This window comes from Aromatoleum petrolei, assembly GCF_017894385.1.
Taxonomy (GTDB): domain Bacteria; phylum Pseudomonadota; class Gammaproteobacteria; order Burkholderiales; family Rhodocyclaceae; genus Aromatoleum; species Aromatoleum petrolei.
Genome location: NZ_CP059560.1, coordinates 3597263 through 3624154, shown reverse-complemented (window position 1 = coordinate 3624154; position 26892 = coordinate 3597263). Strand labels below are relative to the sequence as shown.

The 26892-nt window shown below is 65.7% G+C and carries 19 protein-coding genes; 7 read left to right on the top strand and 12 right to left on the bottom strand.

The features are described from left to right. The first annotated feature begins 4 nt into the window (after positions 1-4). Together ToN1_RS16525 and ToN1_RS16520 are read left to right on the top strand one after the other, a co-directional pair. A complete protein-coding gene (locus tag ToN1_RS16525) occupies positions 5-934 on the top strand; it encodes an ATP-binding protein (protein WP_169204412.1) in 930 nt (309 codons plus the stop codon). Beyond that, positions 931-3396 carry an EAL domain-containing protein gene (locus ToN1_RS16520; protein WP_169204411.1) on the top strand — a complete coding sequence of 822 codons (2466 nt, stop codon included), beginning with the start codon at positions 931-933 and terminating at the stop codon, positions 3394-3396. The genes ToN1_RS16525 and ToN1_RS16520 overlap by 4 nt, the downstream gene beginning before the upstream one ends. On the opposite strand, the gene ToN1_RS16515 is transcribed toward ToN1_RS16520, so the two are convergent. Next, positions 3393-5444 (bottom strand): ATP-binding protein, encoded by a 2052-nt coding sequence (locus tag ToN1_RS16515; RefSeq protein ID WP_169204410.1) that lies wholly within the window; start codon positions 5442-5444, stop codon positions 3393-3395. The two genes, ToN1_RS16520 and ToN1_RS16515, sit on opposite strands and share 4 nt — an antisense overlap. 306 nt (positions 5445-5750) lie before the next feature. Here ToN1_RS16515 and ToN1_RS16510 point away from each other — a divergent pair, with 306 nt between their 5' ends. Beyond that, complete coding sequence (locus tag ToN1_RS16510; protein WP_169204409.1) at positions 5751-6188, top strand: oxidoreductase; 438 nt, start codon at positions 5751-5753, stop codon at positions 6186-6188. Between the two features lie 98 nt (positions 6189-6286). Here ToN1_RS16510 and ToN1_RS16505 read toward each other — a convergent pair whose 3' ends face one another. Beyond that, on the bottom strand, positions 6287-7963 hold the full coding sequence (locus ToN1_RS16505) for a diguanylate cyclase (protein ID WP_169204408.1): 1677 nt from the start codon (positions 7961-7963) through the stop codon (positions 6287-6289). Between the two features lie 336 nt (positions 7964-8299). Between ToN1_RS16505 and ToN1_RS16500 the strand changes: the two genes are divergently transcribed. Continuing rightward, positions 8300-8932, top strand: a complete 633-nt coding sequence (locus tag ToN1_RS16500) for a response regulator transcription factor (protein ID WP_169204500.1) — start codon at positions 8300-8302, stop codon at positions 8930-8932. Between the two features lie 83 nt (positions 8933-9015). On the opposite strand, the gene ToN1_RS16495 is transcribed toward ToN1_RS16500, so the two are convergent. The 8 genes from ToN1_RS16495 to ToN1_RS16460 all read right to left on the bottom strand — a co-directional run bounded on the left by ToN1_RS16495 (position 9016) and on the right by ToN1_RS16460 (position 22240). After that, positions 9016-9420, bottom strand: coding sequence for a hypothetical protein (locus ToN1_RS16495; RefSeq protein ID WP_169204407.1), 405 nt, complete (start codon positions 9418-9420; stop codon positions 9016-9018). A 252-nt stretch (positions 9421-9672) separates the two neighbouring features. Further along, a complete protein-coding gene (locus ToN1_RS16490) occupies positions 9673-11361 on the bottom strand; it encodes an ATP-binding protein (RefSeq protein ID WP_169204406.1) in 1689 nt (562 codons plus the stop codon). Then, entirely contained in the window at positions 11358-12713 is a 1356-nt protein-coding gene (locus tag ToN1_RS16485; RefSeq protein WP_169204405.1) for a cyclic di-GMP phosphodiesterase, read from the bottom strand. Before ToN1_RS16485 ends, ToN1_RS16490 begins: the two co-directional genes overlap by 4 nt. After that, the gene (locus tag ToN1_RS16480) at positions 12713-13141 is read right to left on the bottom strand and encodes a Rieske (2Fe-2S) protein (protein WP_169204404.1); all 429 of its coding nucleotides are present in this window, start codon (positions 13139-13141) and stop codon (positions 12713-12715) included. Before ToN1_RS16480 ends, ToN1_RS16485 begins: the two co-directional genes overlap by 1 nt. Then, on the bottom strand, positions 13138-16317 hold the full coding sequence (locus ToN1_RS16475; protein WP_169204403.1) for a response regulator: 3180 nt from the start codon (positions 16315-16317) through the stop codon (positions 13138-13140). The genes ToN1_RS16480 and ToN1_RS16475 overlap by 4 nt, the downstream gene beginning before the upstream one ends. Then, positions 16314-19796 (bottom strand): PAS domain-containing hybrid sensor histidine kinase/response regulator, encoded by a 3483-nt coding sequence (locus tag ToN1_RS16470; protein WP_169204402.1) that lies wholly within the window; start codon positions 19794-19796, stop codon positions 16314-16316. The genes ToN1_RS16475 and ToN1_RS16470 overlap by 4 nt, the downstream gene beginning before the upstream one ends. A 49-nt stretch (positions 19797-19845) precedes the next feature. After that, the gene (locus tag ToN1_RS16465) at positions 19846-21027 is read right to left on the bottom strand and encodes a response regulator (RefSeq protein WP_244860805.1); all 1182 of its coding nucleotides are present in this window, start codon (positions 21025-21027) and stop codon (positions 19846-19848) included. 244 nt (positions 21028-21271) lie between these two features. Further along, positions 21272-22240: an AEC family transporter gene (locus ToN1_RS16460; RefSeq protein ID WP_169204401.1), complete on the bottom strand. Its 969-nt coding sequence runs from the start codon at positions 22238-22240 to the stop codon at positions 21272-21274. Between the two features lie 262 nt (positions 22241-22502). Here ToN1_RS16460 and ToN1_RS16455 point away from each other — a divergent pair, with 262 nt between their 5' ends. Continuing rightward, a complete protein-coding gene (locus ToN1_RS16455) occupies positions 22503-23192 on the top strand; it encodes a GntR family transcriptional regulator (RefSeq protein ID WP_169204400.1) in 690 nt (229 codons plus the stop codon). Positions 23193-23238: 46 nt separating this feature from the next. On the opposite strand, the gene ToN1_RS16450 is transcribed toward ToN1_RS16455, so the two are convergent. After that, complete coding sequence (locus ToN1_RS16450) at positions 23239-23493, bottom strand: type 2 periplasmic-binding domain-containing protein (RefSeq protein ID WP_244860804.1); 255 nt, start codon at positions 23491-23493, stop codon at positions 23239-23241. 326 nt (positions 23494-23819) lie between these two features. Between ToN1_RS16450 and ToN1_RS16445 the strand changes: the two genes are divergently transcribed. Continuing rightward, entirely contained in the window at positions 23820-25043 is a 1224-nt protein-coding gene (locus ToN1_RS16445; RefSeq protein WP_169204399.1) for a CaiB/BaiF CoA transferase family protein, read from the top strand. A gap of 71 nt (positions 25044-25114) precedes the next feature. Here the strand turns inward: ToN1_RS16445 and ToN1_RS16440 are convergent, their stop codons facing one another. Then, entirely contained in the window at positions 25115-26311 is a 1197-nt protein-coding gene (locus ToN1_RS16440) for an amino acid aminotransferase (protein WP_169204398.1), read from the bottom strand. 265 nt (positions 26312-26576) lie between these two features. Here ToN1_RS16440 and ToN1_RS16435 point away from each other — a divergent pair, with 265 nt between their 5' ends. Further along, positions 26577-26885 carry a BufA1 family periplasmic bufferin-type metallophore gene (locus tag ToN1_RS16435; RefSeq protein WP_169204397.1) on the top strand — a complete coding sequence of 103 codons (309 nt, stop codon included), beginning with the start codon at positions 26577-26579 and terminating at the stop codon, positions 26883-26885. Positions 26886-26892 lie beyond the last annotated feature (7 nt).

The window sequence follows — 26892 nt, the reverse complement described above, 5'->3', positions numbered from 1 at the left end:
TGACATGACCAATGAGGCGTGGGGCGAGGAATTCAGGACCGGCAACCCGAAGCTCGATGAGCGCATCCGGCAGACGATGGCGGATCTCGTGGCGCGGGTCGAGCGGACGCAGGGGCAGTTGCTGCAATCGGAAAAAATGGCGGCGGTGGGCCAGCTGGCCGCGGGGGTCGCCCACGAAATCAATAACCCGGTCGGTTTCGTGAGCTCGAACCTGGGTTCGCTGGAACTCTACGTCAATCGCCTGTTTGACCTCCTCACGGCTTATGAGGCGCTCGAGCAAACACTCCCGGCCGACCATCCGGCACGTCTTGCCGTCACCTGCGCGCGCGAAACGGCCGAGATCGATTACCTGCGGCAGGATATCCCCGATCTCTTGCGCGAATCCGGCGAGGGACTCGCCCGGGTGAAGCGCATCGTCAACGACTTGAAGAATTTTTCGCGCAACGACGAGGGCGAATGGCAGCACACCGACCTCAATGGCGGACTCGAGAGCACGCTCAATGTCGTGTGGAACGAGCTGAAGTACAAGGCCCACGTGGTTCGGGAGCTCGGCGAGCTTCCGCCGGTGCGCTGCATCCCGGCGCAGATCAACCAGGTGTTCATGAACCTGTTGGTGAACGCCGCACAGGCAATCGAAGGCAGCGGCACGATCACCCTGCGCAGCGGCACCGACGATGCCAATGCGTGGGTGGAGGTCGCGGATACCGGCAAGGGAATGACTCCGGAGGTGATGGAGCGCATCTTCGAGCCTTTCTACACGACCAAGCCGATCGGCAAGGGTACCGGCCTCGGATTGTCGATCTCCGCCGACATCATGAAACGCCACCGCGGATCGCTCACCGTGCGCAGCCAGATCGGCGAAGGCAGCTGCTTCAGGCTCGAACTTCCCCTCGTGGAACCCCAGCCCCATGAAGACAAGGAGTCCACGCCATGAGCGGCAGCGCGCCCATACCGGCGGCCTGGGACGCGCTCCCGTGCCTAGTCCTGAGCCTCGATCGCGACGGACGGATATGCGCGGTCAACCGCCACGCCCGGCAACGCCTCGGCCACGCCGCGCTGCCGGGCATGACCCTGAAGGAGCTTCTGGCTCCGGACGACCCGGCCGGGGCGCGACTTTGGGCGCAATTGGAGGACCTCGGCCCCGACAGCGACACCCTGCACGGCGAATGCATGCTCCTGTGTGCCGACGGCAGCAGCCTGGCGCTGACATGGAGCCTGGGATGGCAGGGGACGCCCGACGCGCCGGCCCCGCTTCAGTTGGTCGGCATCGAATGCGACCTTGCGGCCCGACAGGACGATAGCCAACTGTTCCGTGCGCTCGCCATGCAGTCGCGGCGCGGCATCCTCGTCACCGACCCCGACAACGTCATCCTGTTCGCCAATCCCGCGATGGCGCGGATGTGCGGCTACCCGCTGTCGGAGCTGATCGGCCGCACGCCGGCCATGCTGAAGTCCGGCCAGACCCCGCGCGAGGTCTATCAGGATCTCCAGCGCGCGCTCGACGACGACAAGGTGTGGCAGGGCGAGTTCGTCAATCGGCGCAAGAGCGGCGAACGCTACCTCGAAGCGCGCACGATCTGGGCCATTCGCGACAATCAGGGCGAGGTCCGCTACTACGTATCGATCAGCGAAGACCTGGCGGAGCGAGAGCGGTACGAGCAGCACATTTCGCACCTCTCGAACACCGACCAGCTCACTGGCCTCCAGAACCGTCCGTCCTTCATGCGCGGGCTGTCGGCGGAACTGGAGATGGCGCACCGCGACGGTCACCAGCTGCTGTTGCTGCATCTGGACCTGGATGATTTCGCGGAGATCAACCGGCGACTCGGCGCGGAACTGGCCGACCGGCTGCTCGCCGAGTTCGGCCAGCGCGTACGCGAAGTGTTGCGCCAGTCGGACCGCATTGCCCGTCTCTCGGGGGACAACTTCGCAATATTGCTTCGTCCGCGCGCCGATGACGGGGCGTCCGAGGGACGCGACATTGCGGATCGACTGCTGGCGGCCATTCGGCGCCCCTTCGCGATCGCGGCCAGTGGAAAGAGCATCTTGCGCGCCTCCATCGGGATCGCCTGCTATCCGAACGACGCCGCATCGGCGGACGAACTCCTCGATTGCGCACTCACCGCAACGCAGTCGGCCAAACATGGCGGCGGCGACCGTTCGTGCCGTTTTGAATCGACCATGGCGCAGCACAGCGACGAAATGCGGCGGCTGCGCGCGGCGCTCCCCGGCGTCGCCCTGCGCGGGGAGCTGGTGCTGCACTACCAACCCCAGTTGAGTCTCCACTCAGGCCACATCGTCGGCGTCGAGGCCTTGGTACGCTGGCAGCATCCCGAACTGGGGCTGCTGAACCCCGCCGCATTCGTCCCGCTTGCCGAGGAATCCGGCTGCATCGCCGAGATCGACGATTGGGTGCTCGAAGCTTCCTGTTGCCAGATGCGCGAATGGCGCGACGCCGGCCTGCCGCCGGTTCGCATGGCCGTGAATTTCTCCGCGCGCCAGTTTCGCCGTGAAGGGCTGCAGGAAACGGTCGCCCAGGCACTCGCGAAGCACGGCGCAGACGCGCGAATGCTCGAGATCGAGATCACCGAGAGCACGGTGATGCAGGACATGGGTGCTGCGATGCGCGCCATTGCCCAGCTCAAGTCCCTCGGGGTGCGCCTGTCGCTCGACGACTTCGGCACCGGGTACTCCTCGCTCGCCCATCTGTCGCGCTTCCCGATCGATGTCCTGAAGATCGATCAGAGCTTCGTGCGCGACATCGTGACCAACCCGGCCAATGCGGCAATCGTGCAAGCCACCATCGCGATGGCACAAAAGCTCGGCAAGCTCGTGATCGCCGAAGGGGTCGAAACCGAAGAGCAACTGCATTACCTGCGCCGCAGCGAATGCGACGAGCTGCAAGGCTACGTCTTCTCCCACCCGGTCCCGGCCGACACCCTCGCGCTCATGCTGCGCGAGGGCCGCGCACTCAGCTTCACGACGACAACGGAGCAGTCCGTCCGCGACATCGTCCTGCTCGTCGACGACGAGGCCAGCATCCTGTCCGCCCTGCGCCGCACCCTGCGCCGGGAGGGTTACGAGATCCTTGCCGCGAACAGCGCAGAGGAAGGCTTCTCCCTACTGGCAAAGCACAATGTGAAGGTCATCGTTTCCGATCAGCGCATGCCCGGCATGAGCGGGACGGAATTCCTCGCGCGGGTGAAGACCCTGTACCCGCGCACGGTACGCATGGTCCTGTCGGGCTATTCGGAGATTTCCGCGGTCACCGATGCGATCAATCGCGGCGCGATCTACCGCTTCCTCGCCAAGCCCTGGGATGACGAACAACTGAAGGAGGAGATCCGCGCGGCCCTGCGCGAATGGCGCTCGCTGTTCGAGCGCCAGCGCGACTAGACGCCGCCGCGCCCGCCTGCAGGCAGCCACAGGCGGACAACCGTGCCGACGCCGGGAGTGCTGTCGACCTCGAAACGGCCCTCGTGGCTGCGCACGATGCTGTAGCTCACCGACAGACCGAGCCCGGTGCCCTCGCCGACCGGCTTGGTGGTGAAGAACGGGTCGAACATGCGCGAACGCTCGGTCGCGTCCATCCCGCGCCCGTCGTCGGCAATCTCGACACAGACCTCGTTGCCGACATGCCGGGTACGCAAGGTGATCGTGCCTCGCTCGCGGATCGCATGCGCGGCATTGAGCAGCAGATTGACGAAAACCTGGTTGATCTGGCCCAGGTTGCAGCGCACGAGGGGGATCGACTCGTAGTCGCGCACAATCTCGGCCTTCTCGGCGAGCGTCGCGTGCATCACGCGAACCGTGTTGTCGAGCGCTTTCTGCAGGTCCGCATCGGCTGTCTCCAAGGCCGCGTCGAGGCGCGCAAAATCCTTCAGATCGGTGACGATGCGCGCAATGCGCCGAACGCCTTCGCGCGTTTCCGACAGCAGCGTGGAGGCATCGTCGCGGATGAAATCGATCTCCGAGCGAGCCTGGAGCTGCATGAATCCCTCATGCAAACCGCTGTCGCCGCGTTGTCGAACGAGCATTTCGAAATCCACGATCAGATCGAAGAGATCCTTCAAGTAGCTCTCCAGCGCATTGAGGTCGGACTGGATGAAGCCGAGCGGATTGTTGATCTCGTGTGCCATACCCGCGGCCAGCTGCCCGAGGCCGGCCAGTTTCTCGGCCTGCAGAAGCTGGCTCTGGGTTTCGCGCAGGCGCGCGTTGGTCTGTTCCAGTTGGGCGATGCTCTCACGCAACAGGCGATCCTTCTCCAGCCGTTCGCTGATGTCGTGGAAGACCACCACGCAGCCCCCCTGACCGTCGCCCGAGCGCAAGGGGGCGCTGGTCAGCTCGACCGGAAAGTGCGTGCCGTCCTTGCGGAAGAACACATCGCCGACATGCGTCACGACCTTTCCCGAACCGCGCGACGCATACACCGGGCACTCTGAAAGCGGATAGGGGCGCCCGTCGGCGCGATGATGATGCATCAGCGTGTGCGAGTGCTGGCCCAGCGCCTCGTGCTCGTCGTAGCCCAGCATCGCCAGGGCTGCCGGATTGACGAAATTGACGCGACCGCTGTCGTCGATGCCGTAGATCCCTTCCGCCACCGCGTCGAGGACGGTGCGCTGGCGCTGCATCAGGCGCGAGATGGCATCCTGCTTTTCACGCAGGCGGGTCACCGTGCGGTTGATCGCATCGGCGATGCGCGACATCTCGTCCTCGCCCCGGCCGTATGGCACCGGCTTGACCTCCCCGCCGGCGGCGACCTGCTCCAGCGCCGTCTCGATATTCGCGATACGGCGTGTCATGTAGCGCATCAAGCCGACCGCGAAGCCGCTCAACAACAGCACGCCGAGTCCGAGCAGCGAGCCGACGAGGAGCTCGGCACGCCTGCGCGAATCCGCAAGACTCTGGCGGGCATGCTCGACGTGGTGGTCCTGCGCCTCAGCCAGTTCGCGCAAGGGCTCGAAGACCGTCTGGCGCAGCGAGTACCAATCAAAGCGCAGCAGGCGGTCGAGCTCCTTTGCATCCTGGTTGCGGCTTGCCGCGCTCGCACGCTCCAGGAAGAGCCACAGTTCGGGCAGTGCCTTCTCCATGTCGGCAATACGCCCCCCCTCGGCGAGATCCGTCGGCCAGACCCAGTGAGCCTGCAGGAAGGCCTGCCAGTTCTCCCTGATGAGCTCCCCTTCCCGCGCGATCAGCTCGGGTATGCCGGCCGGCGTCGCGATCCCCAGCAGGACGTCCTGCAGGTGCCCATGGATGGACAGCAGCCGCAATTCGACACGGTGAAGCTGTTTCGCCGGGGCGAGCTCATGCTCGAAAATGCGACGCTCGACCTCGTCCGACGCGCGCTGCGAGAGCACGAACACGATCGACAAGGCCAGCATCACAAATCCGGTCAGAACGACGTGCAGCGCAAGACGCCGTCGGATGCTCAACCGCTTGAACATGAGGAGCGAGCTTACCCTATCGTGAAGAATGGCATGATATTCTAATATCCCGGATCTCGGGGACCGGAACTCTGTCGACGAAATCGTACGACGAAAGTGGTAATAGTTGTGCGCGTCGATAGCATTACCCGCCTGCGTTTGGTGTCATCGCGCCCTGCCTTGTTTATCATGACGCCGGTGCGGCTGGCGCATGACCGCCGCAATCCCGGGATCGCAACTGCTGCGCGCAACGCTTGCCGATGCGACTCCCCCCGAAAGCAGCGTGATGCGCGATCGGCACGGCACGCAAGCCGGGCGGAAAGACGAATGACAGCGAACGATTGCAGGCAGTCCGATCATGGAATCGACGCCGGGCTCTATTCCGGCCTGCAGGAGCTCGCCGCGAGCGCCTTCCCAAAACGCTGTCCGGCCTGCGGACGGAGTTATCGCGACGCCGCCGACTATGTCGCGCAGACCCTTCACGTTGGCAACGGCAGCAGCGGGCTCAAGCAGGCCATCGACGACGACGGGCAGGTCATCGTCGAATTGTTCCGCAATTGCGTATGCGGCTCCACGCTGATGGACAGCTTTCGCAACCGGCGCGACTGCAGCGAGGCAGGCCAGCGACGGCGCGCACGCTTCGCCGAAGTTCTCGCGACCCTCGTCGCACAAGGCATCGAGCGCAATCAGGCACGCACGGAGCTGTTGAAAGTGTTGCGCGGCGAACCGAGTCCCATCCTCAAGGCCCACCCACCCACGCCTTGATCGTCTCGCGGCAGGGGATTTGCCGCAATCGGGGCACAGCAGGGCCCGAACCGGAATGTAACTGGCAGCGCGCATGGTCAAGTCGCGGCGGCCGCCACCTAGGCCGCATCCCGGAACAGATGGACCCGATTGCGGCCACCGCGCTTTGCCTCGTACAGAGCGTTATCAGCAGCCGCATGAAGATCGGCCGAACACGCTCCGTCGTGCGGGTAGTGGGCAAGCCCGATCGACACCGTTACGCGCCCGACGAAGCCGCGTGGCCCCTTCGGCTCCAAGCCTGCGACCGCGGCGCGGAGACTCTCGGCCCTCTCGCGCGCCAGTTCGGGCGCAATGTCGGTCAGTACGACGGAAAACTCCTCGCCGCCGTAGCGCGCGACGATGTCGGTGGCGCGCGTACCGGCCTGGATCGTCCTGGCGACCTCGCACAGGACGAGATCACCAATGTCATGGCCGTACTCGTCGTTGAATTTCTTGAAGTGGTCGACATCGATCATCAGCACTGCAAAGCCGGGGTGATCACCGTCGGCACGTTTGCGTGCCGCGACGATGATCTCCCGCTCGACAAACTCTTCCAGGAAGCGGCGGTTGTGGAGCCCGGTCAGGGGGTCGCGTATCGACTGTTCGCGCAGCGATTCGCGCAGCCTGAGGTTGCCGAGCGACAAGGCCACGTGCTCGACTGCGCGCTCGCGGATGTCGTGCGCACGTGCACGCTCGGCTTCGTCGCACTCTGCACTGGGGACACCTTCCTCCAAGACGAGCAAGCCGATGATTTCACCGTGGGCCATCATCGGCAGGCACTCGATGCCCTCGACCCGCGGATCGCCGACCTCATGATGAAAGTGTTTGCAGGCGAGCACACCGCCTCCCGCCGGTTGCGTGAAGGGCTGCCCCCTGCGCAGCCCCCAGCATTCGTCGGCACGAATGACGGGCAGGTGTCCGCGCTCACCCCAGGCGACCGTAAGCTGCATCAGGCCATCGGTGGACACCCACTCGTAAAGGGCGCCCCCCACGCCGGGAAAGAGTGCAGGAAGGCGATCCTTCAGGACCTGAAGCGCCTCCTGGGTTGTATTGCACGCGTGCAGGTAGCCCATCAGTGCGGAGAGCTCATGCATATGTCTGCTTGCAGCGTCATTCGCAGCCAGCAAGCGGCCGAGCTCGACATTTCGCGCAGCGAGTTCCACGCGCGCCTCGTACGCCCATGCCGATGCACGATAGATCCGGAAGACGAGCACGCCGAGGAGCACGAGACTGACGAGCATCGCGCCGATCACGAGGATATAGGCGCCGTCGACCATGCGTTGATAGCGGCCCTGACCATTATTGAGGCGCGTCTCTTGTGCAAGATCGATCCGGTCCAGACGCTCGATCACGGACATCAGGGATGCTCGCGCGCTGCCGTCGCGGACACGTCGCGTGGAATCTTGGAGATGCCCCCGCAGTCCGTCGCGAATACCCCGGGCAAACTCGGCCTGCTTCACATCGAGATCGATGCCCAGTTGCTTGAATTCGGCAAGTTCCGCCGCATCGAGGGACGCGTTCGACGCCAGCCGCTGCATGCGCGTGTCGAGGTCCTGCACTGCCGCGTTGTAGGGCTCGAGATACTGCTCATCGCCAGCAATTGCAAAAGCGCGATAGGCGGCCTCCGCACGGAAGATGCTCGCGCGCACTCGAACGATATCGCCATGCACGGCGTGAAGTCGCTCGATCTCGGCCTGTCGCACGACCAGGCGATCGAAGGCACCCAGGGTCAAGGCGCCCGTGGTCGCAATCGCCACGGCAATCACCAGGGTCGATCGAACAAGCAACTTCTGCGTTCGACTTTTCCGCACGGCGCTACTCCCTCTTCAACAGCGGTTGCCCGTCTACGATCCGTACGCTGCCGTGTGTCGGACACAGACTGAGCGACGCCTGGTTATTCGCAGCGGGTCCGATTGCCGGGCGACATTCGACTCGGAATCGGAGTACACAGGCCCCCGGCCGATAGAACTGGTAAATTGTCGTATTCGAGCAGGAGCGCCCGCCAAGCCTTGGGGAAAACCCGAAACGGGTGCCTTGCTCCAGACAACGGACATGCCGTCGAACGCCACAGTGCTTCCCGCCTCTCGGACATGATGAACACAGACGACACCCCCGCGGTTCCGCACGTCGCCATCGTCGACGACGATGCGTTCTTCCGACGCGCGCTCGAGCGCGTCTTTTCTTCGGCCGGGTTCCGCGTCGAGAGTTTCGGCGATGCGGAAGGTTTCCTCTCCGGCTACATCCCGAAGCCGGACGCCTGCATCATCCTCGACCTGCGCATGCCCTTCATCGGCGGCCTCGAGATCCAGCAACGGCTCAAGGATCGGCACATCGACGTTCCGGTGATCATCTACACGGGAAACGCCGACGTCCCGGTGACGGTCGCCGCGATGCAGGCAGGCGCGTTCGCGGTGCTCGAGAAACCCTTGAGCAGCGAATTGCTCATCATGCAGACCCGCTCGGCCATCGCCAGCTCGAAAGAGCGGCGTGCCAAACGGGAGCAGGCCATGCACGCCAGAGCACGGCTCGGACTCCTCACCGAAAGGGAGCGCGAAGCCGCGAAGCATCTCGCCGACGGCCTCTCCGCCCCGCGGATCGGCGAAGTGCTCGGGATCAGTCCCCGCACGGTCGAAGCCCACCGCGTAAATGTGTTTCGCAAACTGGAGGTCAAGTCGGCCGCCGAGCTGGCGCGGTTGATCGTTCTCGCCGAATTGGGCGAAACCTGAGGGTCCCGGGCGCCAGCCCATCGCGCGGCGCAATGGCCCGGGCATCCGAAGATCGGCCACGGCGGCGATCGTCCACGCCCGGCTCAGGCCACCGCATGCAGCAGTTGGCCGGGAACGAGCCTGCCGACAACCTCGTCGAAGACGTGCGATCGTCCCACCTCATACTCCCGGATCACCGCGCCGGACTCCCGGTCGATGAGCCTCACCGCAAGCTTTCGCGGATCCGGCGAGACAGCGAATTCGAGCGAATTCGCCTGCGCACGAAGAACATCATTCGCCAAACGTACGAAGTCGCTGGCGACGGCCGGCGAAGGTTGTTGCAGCGAGGCTTCGGCGGCTTCCCGCAGGGGTCCGTTCTGCCCGCCCCCGACCGGACGATCGCCGGCCCCGACTTGCCCGCGGGGCAGCCCGCCTGACGGCAGGCGACCACCCGCATGACCCATCATGTCGGTGGCTGCCACGCGGGGCGCCACGTAGATCGATCGCATTTCCATTTTCCGCCCCCTCACGACCGCGATCAGACGATCGGGCACAATCCGGCGCGAGTGGAGCGGCAGTGCAAAACCGCGCCTTTTCGCCCATGGAGGAAGTCTAAGAAACGATCCGGTGCGTGTGAATTCGCAAAGTTTCCCGGCGGACTAGGGGAATCTACGCATCAGGGGCGAAATGGCGCGGAAGGGCGGCGCCCGGATACGGCCCGACACGCGTGGCTTGGCGCGAACCCAGCGGCCGGACCATGCTCAGGCCGGGCTTTCGGTCTCGATCTCAGTCTCGGCCGCGGGATGCCTGGGCAGAACGACCCGGAACACCGCCCCCTTGCCGAGTTCGCTCGTGACCTCGATGTGCCCTTGGTGGCGCTTGACGATGCCGTAAGACAGCGACAGGCCGAGGCCGGTGCCCTTGCCGACTTCCTTGGTGGTGAAGAAGGGATCGAAGATGCGGCTCAGATGCTCGGGCCGGATTCCCTTGCCCGTGTCTTCCACTTCGACCCACACGAAGTCGTCGTCGAAGCCAGTACGCAGGGTGATGCGCCCGTGCGTTTCTATGGCATGCGCCGCATTCACCAGCAGGTTCATGAACACCTGGTTGAGCTGCGACGGAATGCATTCGAGTTCGGGAAGCTTGCCGTACTCCTTGACGACATCGGCCTTGTACTTGAGCTCGTGCCACACGACATTGAGCGTGCTCTCCAGGCCTGCTTCGAGATTCGCCAGCTCGCGCTCACCCTTGCCGACGTGAGAGAAATCCTTGAGGTCCTGCACGATGCGCCTGACGCGCTGCAAGCCATCGAGCGACTCCCTCAGCAGGTCGCCAATGTCGTCGCGAAGGTAGGCGGCATCGATGTCCTCCTTCACGCGCGCGATGTCGGCCTGCTGTGCGGCGTTGAGTGAGCCTTCGGCGCCTTCGTACGCGGCGAGCAGACGCAACAGGTCTTCCGAATAGCGCTGCAGCGTTCCCAGGTTGGAATTGACGAAACCGACGGGGTTGTTGATCTCGTGGGCGACGCCCGCGGCGAGCTGGCCGATGGATGCCATTTTTTCCGACTGCAGCAGCTGGTTCTGGGCCGTCTCCAGCTTGCGGATCAATGTCTCCTGGTGCCGCTTTTCCGCCTGCAGCGTTGCATTGGCGCGTTCGAGCTCGGCCGTGCGCTCGCGCACCCGGTCTTCGAGGCGGTCGCGCGACTCGCGCAGCGCTTCCTCGGCGAGCGTTCGCTCGGTGATGTCGCTGTACGCGAAAACCCGTCCGACGATCCGCTCGCCCATGTACTGGGGGTGCGAACGGCACTCGAACACGCGGCCATCGGCGAGGCGATACAGATCTTCGGTGTCCGCACTATCGACGGTGGCTCGCAGCCGCGCGCGACACAGGTCGCTGTCCGTCACACGGCTGGCGATGAACTCGAGGATCGCCGCGTCGTCGCGCTCGCGCAGCAGTTCGTCCGGGATTCCCCACATGTTGCTGGCGAGCCGGTTCATGTTGGTAATACTGCCTTGCCAGTCGACGACGAGGATGCCGTTGCCCGTCGACTCGAGCGTTGCACGCAGCTGCGAGAGCGTCTGCTCGAGCGCATCCTCCATCTGCAGCTCGTACCGGGTGTCCCGCGCGGATACGAGGATGAGCGGCGCGCCTTCGTGCGTGATCACGCGCACCGATTTCATCACCGACAGCATCGTCTCGTCGGCGCAGCGGTAGAGCCCCTCCTGCTCGTCGATCTCCTGGTACTGGCCGTTGTGCACGTCCTCCCAGTAGAAGACATCCTGCAACGAGCTCTCGATGTCGGTGATGCTCATCTCCGCCAACTGCTCGCGCGAGTAGCCGAGCGTCAGGGTCACGGGCCGATTGATCAGCAGGATGCGCAGGGTCGCCGGGTCGACCGCCAGCATCATCTGCGAGCTGTGGTCCAGCATCAGTTCGGCGAGGCTACTCATTGGGGCACCGTGTCCTGTCCGGCTTTTCCGGGGTCGAAATAATAGCTGACGCGCTTGCGCGGACTCAGGTAGTTGTAGATCTCGATCGGCACTTGCGCCGGCCGCAGCGCCTTGACGATATTCAGGTCCTGCTCCCTCGCCAGGTCGACGAGTATCGCGTCGTCCCTGGGAATGCTTGCGTCGTAGATGACGATCACCGGCTTCATCGGCTTGGCGGTATTGACCGTGGCCACCATCGCAATCAGGCCGTTCGAGAGTTGCACGATGGTCCCTGGCGGAAAGACACCAAGGCAGCGGATAAACGCCTGCAACATGCGCTGATCGAATTTCGGACGCAGTTTCGCGTACATCCGTGAAAGGGCCTCGTGCGGCGTCAGGGCGCTCGCGATATCCACCGGGTTGCACAGTTCGTCGTAGTAGTTGGCGACGGCGACGATGCGCGGCAGCAGCCCGATGGCATCGCCTTTGAGACCGGCCGGGTAGCCCGTTCCGTCATAGAGCTCGTGATGGTCGCGGATGACCTCCAGGGCAGGCTTGGACAGCTGCAGACGGCGGCCGATGTCCACCCCGAACTGGCAATGCATCTGATAAAGATTGCGCTCTGCCTGCGTGAGCGGCTCGACCTTGTGCAAAATCCTATCCGGAATCTCCTTGCGCCCGATGTCGTGGAGCAGCGCACCCATTCCGAGCGCCGAAAAGACTTCCTGCGGTGCCCGGACCTCGCGGGCGATCATGAGCGACAGCATCGCGACGTTCAGCGAGTGGAAGTACAGCTCCTCGCCACCGGTGCGATCGCCCATGACGTGGATTGCCAGGTCGGGGGACGACAGGATCGAGTCTGCGATCTGATCCACCAGCAGCCCCGCCTGCTGCACCGACTGCGCGGGATTCGAATACAGGCTCTTCTCGATTTCCCGGATCGCTTTGGCCGCATGCACAAAGGCCGCCTCCACCCTCACGGCGGCCTCGCGCTGCGCCCGGATTCGTTCGACCAGTGCGTGCTTCGCGGCCAGCGCGGGCAAGATCGCCGCGCCTGGGCCGACCGGGGCGTCCAGGCTCGCGACCGGCGCGCCCGCTTCAGCCGCGTCCCCCGCCAGGGGAGAAGGGATGGACGAAGAGTCGGGTGCTGCGGCGGCTTCGGCGGCGGGCGGCGCCTGGCGCGCCGTCATGTCGCTCAGGGCCGGGTTGTAGCGCACCGTCTTGAGCCCGAGGCTCCGGATCTCGCGGATCTGGTCCTCGGACTTGATCTTGAACTGGCCGAAGGGAAAGGGATGCTGGAACCAGCTCAGATCGAGCATGACGTATAGCCCGACCCGTAGTTCATCCATCGTAACGGTGTTCGTATCCGACATCACTGACTCCGCTTCAGGACTCCTGCATCGTTGGCATCCCGGGGCCACACGCCGACCCGGATCCCGTCCGCGGCGACCGTCACCGGCACGCCCGCCAGGGATTCTCCTTGACAGTCCCCGCGCACGCACACGCCATCGGCCCAGCGGAATACCGCGTAATGCACGTTGCATTCAATCGACACCCCGGGCTCGAGGTAGAGATGCCTGTCCTGGCGCGCGAGTTCCGAGCCGAGATGGGGGCAGCGATTGAGGAAGCACCGGACTGTCTCGTGCTGCCGCAGCACGACGAGCGAGACTTCGATGCCGCCCGACGACAATCGGACGACATGCCCCCCCACAGCCGGAACCTCGTCGAGGCGACAGATGAAACTGCCTTCGGGCAATGCGCTTGAGAGGCTTGCGCGGAGGGCGTCGCGATCAAGGTTCATGCGCCCTGCCCCGCTTCGGCGATGGCCGCTTCGAGTCGATCGCGAGCGACCGCAAAGTCGAAGGACCGGGCCGCCAGGAGCACCGCATCGAAGCTATCGCCGAGCGCCGCGCGCAGGTCCACGGCATTGTTCTCGAGCAGCGCCACACTGGCAAAATCGTCGGCCGCCAGGCGTTCGAGGACGGCCAGGCAGAGTTCCCGTGCGGCCTCGCCGAGCGCTGCCGTCTGCGCGAGGCCCTGCGTCGCCGGGGGCGCGGGGTGCGACGACGATGCGAACGCGCGCGCCGTCGCCCGCGGCGCGATCCAGCGCTGCAGGGCTTCCTGAAGTCGGGCCGGGTCGATCGGCTTGGTGAGGTAATCGTTCATCCCGGCAGCGAGGCAGCGCTCGCGGTCTCCGGGCATGGCACTGGCCGTCAGCGCAACGATGGGCAAACGCCGCAAACCGGGCCGCGTGCGGATCTCGAGCGTTGCCGTGATGCCATCCATGACGGGCATCTGCACGTCCATCAGAACGAGGTGGTAGGCCTGTTCCTGCAATCGGCAAAGCGCCTCCGCACCGTTTTCCGCGAAGTCGACCTCGACGCCCGCGTCGTGCAGCAGCGCCGCGTTGACCTCGCGGTTGAGCTCATTATCCTCCACCAGCAGCACCCGGGCGCCCGCCACGGCCGCTCCCGTTGCCGGCAAGGCGAGGACCGGCGCAGGCGGGGAAGAATCGCGCCGGGAAATGCCGACCCTGCAGGTAAACCAGAAGGTCGAGCCTCCGCCCGGCATGCTGTCGGCACCGACCGCTCCGCCCATGAGTTCGGCCAGACGCTTGCTGATCGCCAGCCCGAGGCCCGTGCCGCCGTACTTGCGCGTGATCGAACTGTCGGCCTGCTCGAAGCTGTGGAACAGACGCGAGAGCTGCTCTTCCGCAATGCCGATGCCCGTGTCGCTGACCTCGAAACGCAGTTCAAGCTCATCGTGCACCACGCGCTGGACGCGGGCGCGTATCGCGATCCGGCCGCGCTCGGTGAATTTGACCGCGTTGTTCGCGTAGTTGAGCAACACCTGCGAAATGCGCAGCGGATCGCCAATCACGAAGGTCGGCACGTCGGGCGCAATATCGATGACCAGCTCGAGTCCATTGCCCTTTACCCGTTCGGCGATCTGCGCCCCCACCTCGCCAACCAGCCCTCGCAGGTCGACATCGACGTGCTCGGGCGTCAGCTTGCCGGCCTCCATCTTGGACAGGTCCAGCACGTCGTTGATGATGCCGAGCAGGTGCTTGCTCGAGGTCTGCACCTTCTCCAGCAGCCCGCGCTGCTGCGCGGCGAGATCGCCCTTGAGCACCAGATGGGTGATGCCGATGATGGCATTGAGCGGGGTGCGCATCTCGTGGCTCATGTTGGCGAGGAAGGCCGATTTGGCGTTCGCCGCCTCCTCGGCCAGCGCTCGCGCGCGCTCCATGTTCTCGAGCACGGCATGCTCCGCGCTGATGTCGTCGATGACCCACACCGTGCCCTTGCTGCGGTCATCGACATCCACCGCGATGCCGGTCAGACGGGCCCAGAACAGGGACCCGTCGCGGCGCACCAGCTGCTGTTCGCGCCGATGCGGCCTGCCCTGCCAGATCGTATCGTAGACCTCTCCTCCGCCCGCCGCGTAACCCGCGGCGTCCGGGTACCAGATCGCAGTCGACTTGCCCGCCATTTCCCCTGGCGGCCAGCCCATCATCTCATGCAGGCGTCGATTGCAGCGGATCAGTGCGCGATCCTTGATCAGGGCGATGCCCGATGAAGTCGTGTCGAGGATGGCCTGCTGCTCGTCGCTTGCCGCCTTGAGAGATTCCGTGGCCGCCGCCAGCTCGGCCGTGCGCTCGGCCACCAGCGTTTCCATCCGCTCGCGATAACGCTCCACCTCCCGCTCGGCGGCCTTCTGCGCGCTGATGTCGGTCCACGCCGCGTGCAGCAGCGTGCGTTTGCCCTCGGGGATGGCCGTGAGCAGCACCTCGGCGGGGAACGGCTCGCCGTTGGCCCTGAGGTGCAGCCACTCGAATCGACTGCTGCCCTCGGCGAGCGTGCGTGCAATGATCGCGGCTGCCTTGGCCGACGAGGGCTGGCCGTCGGGCTGCAGCACGGGGGAGATGTCGGCCGGGGAGCGACCGACGATCTGGTCGAGGCGATCCATTCGCAGCATCTTCAGCGTCGCCTTGTTGGCAGCGACGATGCGCCCGTCCTCGACCAGCGACACGCCCTGTTGCGTTTCCTCGAACAACCGCCGGAAGCGCGCCTCGCTCGCCTGCAGCTCGGCCGTGCGCCGGGCTACCGCTCGCCGCAAGGTGCGCAGCCAAGCAATCAGGCCGAGCGCGGCGAGCGCGAGGACGACGAGCGCCGCGGCGAGGTAGCGCAGATATCGACTGTAGTCGACCACGGGGGGAGGCATCCACCTTGCGCGCAGGGCCGCGTCCTCCTCGGCGCTGATCGAGGCGATGCCGCGCTCGACAAGCCGCAGCACTTCGATATTCCCCTTCTTCACCGCCCGGTGAAACTGTCCCTCGTAGAGCGTGAAGACCTTCTGGAACATCTGCTGCGCTTCGTTGCGGTAGAGGTAGTAGTTCGCCGGGTATTCATCCAGGCAGAACAGGCGTACTTCGCCCGCCATGGCACCGACGATCAGGCGGGCGTAATCGGGGTACTCACGGAGCTTGTCGACGCCCTGCCGGCCCAACTCTTCGATACAGGCATCTCCGGCCATGACGCCGACCATGAAGCCGCGCAGCCCGGCCACGTAGCGGATTCCCCGGATCGACTCGTCCGCATAGACACCTATCGGCACCTTCGCGTAGGCGGGAGAAAAGTCGTACAAAGGTTCGCGTGCGGGCGTGCGGAAAATCATGTCGATGACGTCCGCCTCGCCCTCCTGCAGCCTGCGTTGCGCCTCGGACCACCGGGTGGCCTGCAGCTCGACCTTGACGCCGGTTTTTTGCTCCCACAGGCGCCAGTAGTCCACCAGATAGCCGGTCGGTGCGCCCGCCGGGTCGAGGAACAGGAAGGGCGGATAGTTGTAGTCGCTGACCACTCTCAGCACCCGCGGCTCACTGCCGGCCTGGGCGTGGCTCGCGCCGGCCGACAGCAGAACGGCGAGGAAGGCCGCACCGAGCAGGACAAGCCGCCGCAGCGAGAGGCATACCCTCATGAGGCGACCTCCAGTTGGTCGCGCGCCTCGCGGAGCAAGGCACGTGCTTCGGCGAAGGCGAACTCGTCGATATCGCTCTCGAGGCGGCGCGCCAGGGGTCCGAAGGCCGCCTCGAAGGCCGCACGGTGCTCACGATAGACGCGACATGCCGACACGTCATCGCACGCCAGCAGGGCTTCCAGCAAGTCCGCGACTTCGCGCAGCGCGGCGAGATCGACCTCGCAGGCCGCCAGCGACGCTTCGCGCTGCACCGGGAAGGTCCCACGCAACTCGCCGACGAGGCATGCGAGCGAGCGCAGCACCTCCTGACCCGCATTGACCTCGCGTGGCTCGCCGCTTCGCAACGCCGCCTCGAGTGCGGCTGCACGATCGCGCACGGCTGTGGCGCCCAAGGTCGCGGCCACGCCCTTGAGGGCGTGGGCAGCCCGCTCGGCATCCGCCCAGCGCCCCTCGCCCAGTGCAAGCTGCAGCGGAGCGGCGTAGTCGGTGGCGACGAAACGCCGCAGCAGGGAGCAATAAAAACCGAAATCGCCGCCGCTGTTGCGCAGGCCCGCTGCAAGATCCAACCCGGGGATATTCCCGAGCTGCGCACACAGCCCGTCCGCGTCACTGACGGGCGCCGGAGCGCGCGGTTCATCGCGCGCGGGCCCCTTCTGCTGGCTGCCCCCGCCCACCGGCAGCCAGCGGCGCAGTGCGGCGTAGAGTCTCTCGGGATCGACCGGCTTGGAGATGTGATCGTTCATGCCCGCTTCGATGCAGGCGGCACGATCCTCGTCGAAGGCGTTGGCCGTCATCGCGAGGATGGGCGTGCCTGCGTGGCCCGGCAGCGCACGTATCGCGCGAGCGGCTTCGAGCCCGCCCATGACCGGCATCTGGATGTCCATGAGAATGAGGTCGTAGGCTTCGCTCCCGGCCTTGTCGAGCGCGATGCGGCCGTGCTCCGCCACATCGGGGACGATGCCTGCACGCGCGAGCAGTGCCAGCGCAACTTCGCGATTGACTTCATTGTCTTCGACCAGCAGCACCCGCGCACCGGCCACCGAGGCGGGCGGCGCGCCCTGATCGCTTGCCGGCACGCTCCCGGGCGCCCTCGCCCCGCATTCCTCGGCGTGGGGACATCCCATCGGCACCTCGAGCCAGAAGGTCGAACCTTCGCCCGGCTGACTCGTGACGCCGATGCGCCCGCCCATCAGTTCGACCAGACGGCGACAGATGGCGAGCCCGAGCCCGGTGCCACCGAAGCGCCGCGTCGTGGAGCTGTCGGCCTGCTCGAAGGCATTGAAGATGCGTTCCTGCTCGTCCGACGCGATGCCGATGCCGGTATCCCGCACCTCGAGGCGCAGCCACAGCTGCTCGACTTCGAACCCCACGACCTCGCCGCTCACGCGCACCGAGCCCCGCTCGGTAAACTTGATGGCGTTGCCGACGAGGTTGAGCAGCACCTGCTCCAGACGCAGCGCATCGCCATGCAGCCCGCGTGGCAGGGCGCCGAGGTCCGCCTCCAGCGCCAGGCCTTTGTGCTCGGCACGGTCCCGCAGCAGGCTAAAGACGTTGGCGACGACGTGACCGGGCTCGAAATACACGGCCTCCAGCTGCACCTTGCCTGCCTCGATCTTGGAGAGGTCGAGGATGTCGTTGATGATCCGCAACAGATGCCGCGCCGCGGACGAGATCTTGCGCAGCCGGTCGAGCTGTTCGGGCTCGCCGATGTCGCGCTCGAGGAGATGAGTGAGGCCGATGATCGCATTCATCGGCGTGCGGATCTCGTGACTCATGTTGGCGAGGAATTCGCTCTTGCTGCGGCTGGACGCCTCGGCCGCGAGCTTCGCCGCATTCAGTTCCGCAGTTCGCGCCACCACCAGCTGCTCGAGGTTTTCGCGATGGGCCGCGAGTTCCTCCAGGAGCCGCTTGCGCTCGGTGATGTCCTCCTTGATCGCGACATAATGGGTCACGCTGCCACCACGCTCGCGCAGCGGAATGATCGTCGCACTCTCGATCACCTCGCGCCCGTCCCGCGTCAGGTTCACCAGTTCGCCGCACCACGCCGCGCCACGTGTGAGCGTGGCCCACAGATCGCTGTAGGTCGAAGCTGGAGTCTTGCCGGATTTGAGGAAACGCGGATTGCGACCGATGGCCTCCGCGCGCGAATAGCCAGTCACCTGCTCGAACGCGTCATTGACGTATTCGATCCGCGCGTCCAGGTCGGCCACGATGACGGCGATCGGTGCCTGTTCCACGACCAGCGAGAGCTTGCGCACCTCCGCCTGCGTCGCAGCCTCCAGTGCCGCGGCCCGCCTGCGCTCCAGCGCGGAGCCCAAGTGCGCGGCGGCGGACTCGACCAGGCGGCGCTTCTCGTCGAGGAACTGCATGGCGTCCTCGGCGCCGGACGGCGCAACCGGGTCGACGCAGATGCGCCAACGCTTGTCCTCCATGTCGGCGAACTCAGCCATCAGCAGCGGCCGTCCGTCCGCGGTTCTGGCGCGGTCGGCCGCCTCGACCCTCGCCACGGCCAGGTCCGGGAAACGCATCGCGGCGCGGAGCCGCTCGACGACCGCGTCCACCAAGTGAGCCGGCGCCAGGTCCGCGGGGTCGCACATGCGCGCCACGTCATAGACGCAGCTCATCTCCTTGAGGCGCTCGCGCAACCTGCGCTCGGCATCCTCGCGCGAAATGAGCGAGTCGCGGAAAGCCAGCGCGGCACTCGCGATATCGCCGAGCAGGCTGCCCGGCCGCTTCGCGATCTCCCGCACCAGCGGCAGGGACTCGGGATCCTGTTCGTCGCGGGAGAATGCGCGCAAGGCGCTGCTGAGGGCGAACAGCCGTTCGCTGAGCCAGGAGCTGAGAACGAACCACCCCAACACCAGCGTGGTGATGAGCGCTCCCCCGACGATCAGGGTATTGCGGATATAGGCGTCGAAATCGCTCTCGTCGGCTTCCGCACGAGCCCGCTCGTCTTCGATTGTCCGCAGGATGAGGGTTCGGGTAAACGTCGTGAATTCCACGAAGTGCCGCGACGCATTGAAGCCGCCGCTCATCGCCGCGCGCGGATCGGACAGCAGCACACCCATCGTGCCGATGATGCGGGCACGATAATCGTCGAAATGGAATCGCGCCTCGCGTGCTTCGTGGCGCGAAACGTCCAGCTCCGAAAGTTCCGTCACCCGACCATCCAGTTCGGCCAGCCGACGCTTCACGTCGTCACCGAGGCGCCCGACGGCTGCGTCATCGAGACGCCCCGCCACTGCCCCTTCGATCGCCAGGTTGACCAGGTGCTGGACGTCGCCGAGATCCTTGTTGATGCGTGCGAGGCGGTCGATGAGCTCCAGATGCCTGGATTCGGCCGCCCTCGCCGCCTGATGCGCGTCGCGCAGGTCGGTGAAGGACGCGATCACCAGCACGCCAACCAGCAGCGCCAGCAGGGCGATCGGCAGGAACACGGCCAACAGGAAGGGCGGAATGCGCGCCCGCTTCGGGCTCACGGCCTCCCCCCGCACCAGACTCCGGTGTTTGCGACCACGATCGCGACCTTCAGGCCTGCGCCTCCTGTTCGCTCTGGTGTTCGTGCTCGGGCTCGGCGTAGCGCGTGGCGATGTCCACGAACTCGTCCCTGCACGCGAGGAAGGCATCGACGACATCCGGATCGAAATGGCGGCCACGGCCGGCCAGAATGATCTCGGTGGCCTTCTCCATCGGCATCGGCGGCTTGTACACCCGGCGGCTGATGAGCGCATCGAAGACGTCGGCGAGCGCCATCAGGCGCGCCGACACGGGGATGGCGTCGCCTTCGAGCCCCTGCGGATAGCCGCTGCCATCCCATTTCTCGTGGTGCCCGCCCGCAATCTCGTTCGCCACCTTGAGGAATGCAAACGCTCCCGCGGCATGCTCGGCAACATCGTCGCTGGCATCCGCGAGCGCCTCCTCCATCGCCTTGCTGATCGCGGCCGTACCGATCGAGGGGTGAGTCTTCATGATCTCCCATTCGCGGGCGTCCAGCGGGCCGGGCTTGAGCAGGATGGCGTCGGGGATCCCGACCTTGCCGATGTCGTGGAGGGGCGCCGCCTTGACGATGAGTTCGAGCCGCGCTCCGGCCAGCGCCTCGGCAAAGCGCGGATGGTTCCCGAGGTGGCGACCCAGGGTTTCGACGTAGTACTGCGTGCGGATGATGTGCAAGCCGGTCTCGTTGTCGCGCGCCTCTGCGAGGCAGGCCAGCGCCCGGATGCCGAGATCCTGGATGAGGAGGTTCTCGGCCATTCGCCGCGAGATCTCGCGCTCCAGCCAATTGTTCTGAGCCGACAGGCGGTCACGTGCGCGCTTGAGTTCGAGGTGGGTTGCCACCCGTGCCAGGACGATGGCGGGGCTAAAAGGTTTGACGATGTAGTCGACGGCGCCAAGCTTGAGCCCTCGCTCCTCGCTCTCCGCCGCGTCCATCGCGGTGACGAAGATCACCGGAATGTCGCGCGTTGCGGCGTCTTCGCGCAAACGACCGAGGACCTCGTATCCGTCCAGCCCCGGCATCATCACGTCGAGCAGGATCAGGTCCGGCTTGGGCTCGGTGGCGGCCACACGCAATGCCCGCTCGCCCGAGTTTGCGGCACGCACGCGGTACAGCGGCTGCAACAGCTCGCCGAGCACGGTGAGATTCTGCGGCGTGTCATCAACGATCAGGACCGTCGGCCCATCCATCGCGCTCAAGTTTTCCTGTCTTTTCATCTGCTTGATTCCATGACTGCGGCAACCGTGCCCCGCCGCGGAGCGATGTGCAGCCACCCTCCGGTCCGTCATAACGCCGAAGGGGCAGACTGGCAAAACCCATTATGTACATATCTTGAGATTCGCTGCAGCATTGAATACCCGCAGATGCGCATCGAATCTCACGACCGCGAGGCTGGAATCATGCGTCGGAAGGGGGGGCGATAGGCGTCAAACGCCGCACCAAGCGGCGTCCCCGTCTGCCCTACTCAACCAGCAGGGCTACGGCCGCCGAGAAGCTCAGGAAGGCGCACGCGGTCGTCGCGAGCACCACGCGCGCGACACGTCCCGTGTCGGCACCGAAGCGCTCGGTAAGCATCGGCACGTTACTCGCGCTCGGCAAGGCCGCAACGAGCACGAGAACCGTCAGGGTGAAGGGATCCAGCGGCAGGCCCAGCCAGATCGCGAGCGTGCCGACGCCGAAGACCAGCGCCGGATGGACGATCAGCTTGTACAGCACCACGAGCGGCACGTCGCCCAGGCTGCGGTGCTCCGGATGCTGCGCCTTCACCGCCATCTGGGAACGGGCGAGCACCGCGCCGATCGTGAACAGGGCGGTCGGCGAGCCAGCGTCCGCCAGCATCTCGACGACGCGCATCAGCGGTTTATAGGGCAGTACCCCGGTCGCCGACGACAGCCCGCCCAGCATGATGGCCCAGGGCAGCGGATTCACCATCACGCTCTTGAGCGCATTCACCGCCGCCCGGCGCGCCCCACCCCCGTTCGCGGCGCTCAGGCGCGACAGCGCGATGCACAGCGAGGAGGTGATCACCATGTCGACGGCCAGCGGCACCATGGCCGGCGCGGCGGCGCGGGCGCCGAGCAGCGACACCAGCAGCGGCATGCCCATGAAGCCGGAGTTCGGGAAGGCGGCGACCAGCGCGCCGAAGGAAGCGTCGTTCCATCCGATCGCGCCCTTCTTGGTCGTCACGATCGTCAGCGCCACCATCGCGAGCGCGCAGACCATCCAGAGCGCGAAGGCCCCCGCGTCGAGCAGTTTCGCGATCGGCGTGCCGGCGGCAAAGCGGTACAGCATGCAGGGCAGCGCAAAGTACAGCACGAAAGTGTTAAGGCCGGGGATCGCTTCCAGCGGCAACATGCGGCGCCTCCCCGCAAGGTAGCCGCACAGCACGAGCGCGAAGAAGGGGAAGGTCACGAGCAGGATCTGTTGCATACTGAATTCTATCGTGTGCATGCCGGCCCGAAAACGGCGAGGCCGGAAATCCAGTCGCCTTCGAACACTCAAGAGGTGCGCGAGAAGGGCCCGCCTTCACCTACCTCGACGCGGGCTCGCTCGGCTGCATCGGCATCGCGCCCTTCGGCGGTGCGGTGAGCCTCGCCTGCCCCGATCGCATGGTGGTGGTGTCGACCGACGGCGGGGCCAGATAGGTCAAACCCTGGCTTGATCTCCCATTCACGCTATAAAGTTATGCTCCATGAAAATCCTTGACCCCCAACCCAAGCTCGTCGAGCAAGTTCATAAGGCGATTCTCGAGGAAATTTCGGGCGGCAGGCTGCGCCCAGGCTCGCGCATCATTCAGGAGCAGGTCGCGAAGGAACTGGGAGTATCGCGCCAGCCGGTGCAGCAGGCGCTGGCGCTGCTGCGCAATCAGGGCGTGCTACGCGATGCGCCCGGCCGCGGCCTCCTGGTTGCGCCGCTCGACGTAAAGTACGTGCGCGACATGTACGACATGCGTGCGGTCATCGAAGGACTCGCCTGCCGACGCGCCGCGGAACTGAACGCCAGGCAAGCCAAGGCCAAGGGGCCCGCGCTGATCCGCGCCGGGCGCAAGGCCGTCGCTGCAGGGGACTGCAACAACATGATCTCCGCGGACATGGCCTTCCACCACTTCATCTACACGCTGTCCGAAAATCCGTTCGTTGCCACTGCAATGGACGCGCACTGGACCAACACTCAGCGCGTGATGGGCGAAGTGCTGACCAACGAAGAACAACCGCGCAACGTGTGGGGTCAGCATGAGGCGATGCTGGACGCGATCGCGGCCGGGGATGCGCAAAAGGCCGAGGAGCTCGGACGACAGCACATCTTGCAGGCTGCGAATTTCATGATCCAGCGTCTTGAGGAAAACGGCACGGCCGACGACGAGGATCAGGGCGGGGACTGATTCGCCGTTACGCCGGTCGGGGGCAGGCCGTGGCAACGGCCTGGCCTTATTTCCACACGCGCGCATTGGCCCTGAACCAGAAGCCGTCCCACGAGTAGTTCGTCAGCGAGCAGTACTCCTGCACCTCGGAGAGCTTCGCCGAATCGATCAGCGCGAGCAGATTCTCCTGGCCGTCGGCGACCTTGGTCTGCAGCGCCTGGTAGGCCTCGCTCAGCGACAGGCTGATCGGCGCGGTGTCGATCGATTTGAACATCGACACCCACAGCGGCACGACCGGCACGCGGATCCTGCATTCGCTCACGCAGGTTTTCTGGAATTCTGCCTTCAAACAATGTCAACAAACGAAATGGCAGCGCAAGATGCACACATGGCCCACGCGCAGCCGCTCGAAGTGACAAAGACGCACGAATCCCTTCGTAGATGTCGTTTGCTAGCGCTCGCGGCGTTGCATAGCATTGACTCGGGGAAAAACCCCGACGCAAGGCACCACAGGGCCAACGACAGTGATTTCCAGGGTGCCGGCATGCGACCGGATCACCGCCCTTTTACGGCTGCCGTTCAGAATATTCACAACACATCTCCCGGCCACCCTGTGCCCAGGGAGCTTTCCGCAGATCGGGACCACCCATGGCACGCGCTCTTTCGCACATCCGCGTACTGGACCTTTCGCGAATACTCGCAGGCCCGTGGTGCAGCCAGATGCTCGCCGACCTCGGCGCCGACGTGATCAAGGTCGAGCGCCCCGGCGCAGGCGACGACACCCGCGGGTGGGGGCCGCCGTGGCTGAAGGACGAACACGGCTCCGACACCGACGTCGCGGCCTACTACCTGTGCGCCAACCGCAACAAGCGTTCGGTGACGATCGACATCACGCACCCCGAGGGCCAGGCGCTGGTGAAACAGCTCGCCGCCCACTCCGACGTCGTGATCGAGAACTTCAAGGTCGGCGGCCTCGAGCAGTACGGGCTCGATTACGACGCGCTCAAGGCAATCAATCCGCGCCTCGTATATTGCTCGGTGACCGGCTTCGGCCAGGATGGCCCCTATGCGCCACGCGCCGGTTACGACTTCCTGATCCAGGGTCTGGGCGGGCTGATGAGCATCACCGGTCGCCCCGACGGCGAGGACGGCGGCGGGCCGATGAAGGCCGGTGTGGCGCTGACCGACATCCTCACCGGACTGTACGCCTCGAACGCGATCCTCGCCGCGCTGGCCTGGCGCGAGCGCAGCGGCGAAGGCCAATACATCGACCTCGCCCTGCTCGACGTGCAGGTCGCCTGCCTCGCCAACCAGGCGGCCAACTACCTCGCCACCGGCCGCGCGCCCGCGAGGCTGGGCAATGCACATCCGAACATCGTCCCGTATCAGGACTTTCCCACCGCCGACGGCTACATGATCCTGGCGATCGGCAACGACGGGCAGTTCGCGCGCTTCTGCACCAAAGCCGGCCGTGCGGAACTTGCAGCGGACCCTCGTTTTGCGACCAACGCCGAACGGGTGCGGAACCGCGCCACGCTCATTCCGCAGCTCAAGCAGCTCACGGTGCTGCGCAGCACGGCGGAGTGGATCGCGGCGCTCGAGCCCCTCGCCGTGCCTTGCGGCCCGATCAATACGCTGGCCGACGTGTTCGCCGACCCGCAGGTGCAGGCGCGCGGACTGAAGGTGACGATTCCGCACCCGCTCGCCGGCACGGTGCCGCTCGTGGCGAATCCGATGAAGCTGTCAGAGACGCCGCCGGACTACCGCCTGCCGCCGCCGGCGCTCGGCGAACATACCGACGAGATCCTGAGTGGAACGCTGGGCCTGACGGACGCGGAGATCGGGCGTCTTCGCACCGCCGGCGTGCTCTGATTGCCCGCCCCGTTGTCGGAGCGGACCGTGCCGGGGCGCTCCCCCGGCGCACCGGGGGAGCGTGCTCGACCTCAGACCTTGAGGACTGCGGCCATCGCCTCGGCGACGTATTCGACGTTACGGGTGTTGAGGCCGGCGACGCACATGCGCCCCGAGCGCACGAGGTACACGGCGAACTCCTCGCGCAGGCGGTCGACCTGCGCGGGGCTGAGGCCGGTGTAGCTGAACATGCCGCGCTGCTTGATGAAGTAGCTGAAGTCGCGCCCGGGAACGCGCGCGCTGATCACTTCATGCAGCTTCTGGCGCATCGCACGGATGCGGGTGCGCATCTCCTCCACCTCGCCGGTCCATTCGCCATACAGCGCGGGGTCGTCCATCACCATCGCGGTGACGCGCCCGCCGTGGAAGGGCGGGCTGGAGTAGTTGCGGCGCACGGTGAACTTCATCTGGCCGAGCACGCGCGAGGCTTCCTCGGCATCCTTGCACACGATGGACAGGCCGCCGCAGCGCTCGCCGTAGAACGAGAGGTTCTTGGAAAAGGAGTTGCTGACGAGGAAGCTCACGCCCGCGTCCGCCAGCGCACGGATCGCGAAGGCGTCGTCGTCGAGGCTGTCGCCGAAGCCCTGGTAGGCGATGTCGAGGAAGGGAATGAGATTGCGTTCCTTCGCGACGGCAATGACCTCGCGCCACTGCTCCTGCGACAGGTCCACGCCGGTCGGGTTGTGGCAGCACGGGTGCAGCAGGACGATGCTGCGCGCCGTCAGGGTCTTGAGCGTCGCGAGCATGTCGGCGAAGCGCACGCCGCCGGTCGCCGCGTCGTAGTAGGGGTAGTCATTCACAGCGATGCCGGCGCCCTCGAAGATCGAGCGGTGGTTGTCCCAGGTCGGATCGCTGACCCACACCTCGCTCGAGGGGAAATAGCGCTTGAGCAGGTCGGCGCCGACCTTGAGCGCGCCCGAGCCGCCGATGGTCTGGATCGTGGCGATGCGCCCCGCCTTGAGCGCGGCGTGCTCCGGGCCGAACAGCAGGCGCTGCACGGCGGCGCGGTAGTCGGCGGCGCCTTCCATGGGCAGGTAGGAGCGCGGCAGCGGCGTCGCGGCGAGCGCGACCTCGGCCTTGCGCACGGAGCCGAGCAGCGGGATGCGACCCTCCTCGTCGTAGTACAGGCCGATGCCGAGATTGACCTTCTGCGCACGCGGGTCCTGCATGAAGGTTTCGACGAGGGTGAGGATGGGGTCGCCGGGGTAGGCGTCGACGTGTTCGAACATGGGCAGGCAGCTCCGCGGTGATCGGTCGGGTTGAAAGGTCGCTGACGGCGCCGGAGAAATGACACGGCGCGCGCGAACAGCAGTTACGGGAGTGTATCCGATCGGCTCGGCGCGTCGGCGCCCGGTCGGTGTCGGACGGCGGGCGCGGGCGGTCGAAAAGATTTTTCGCGGGCGGTGTAAGAAGCGGGCGGGTTCGCGCGACTATGGAAGCAACACGACGATCAAACGATCCGCGTGTTTCCCCCACCGAAACAAGGAGACGAAGATGTCCGCCACCACCCTCCACAAGGTTTCCGCCGCCGCCCTCGCTCTTGCGCTGGGTAGCGCGCTGTCGATGTCGTCCGCGCTCGCCGCCGATCCGCCGGCCGACAAGGAAAAGTGCTTCGGCGTCGCGACGAAGGGCAAGAACGACTGCGCTGCCGGCCCCGGCACGAGCTGCGCAGGCACGTCGAAGATGGATCACCAGGGCAATGCGTGGTCGCTGGTGCCGAAGGGCACGTGCGAGAAGACCATGTCTCAGACCTCGCCGACCGGCTTCGGCCAGCTGATGGCCTTCAAGGAGAAGAAGGCCTGAGCGCCGC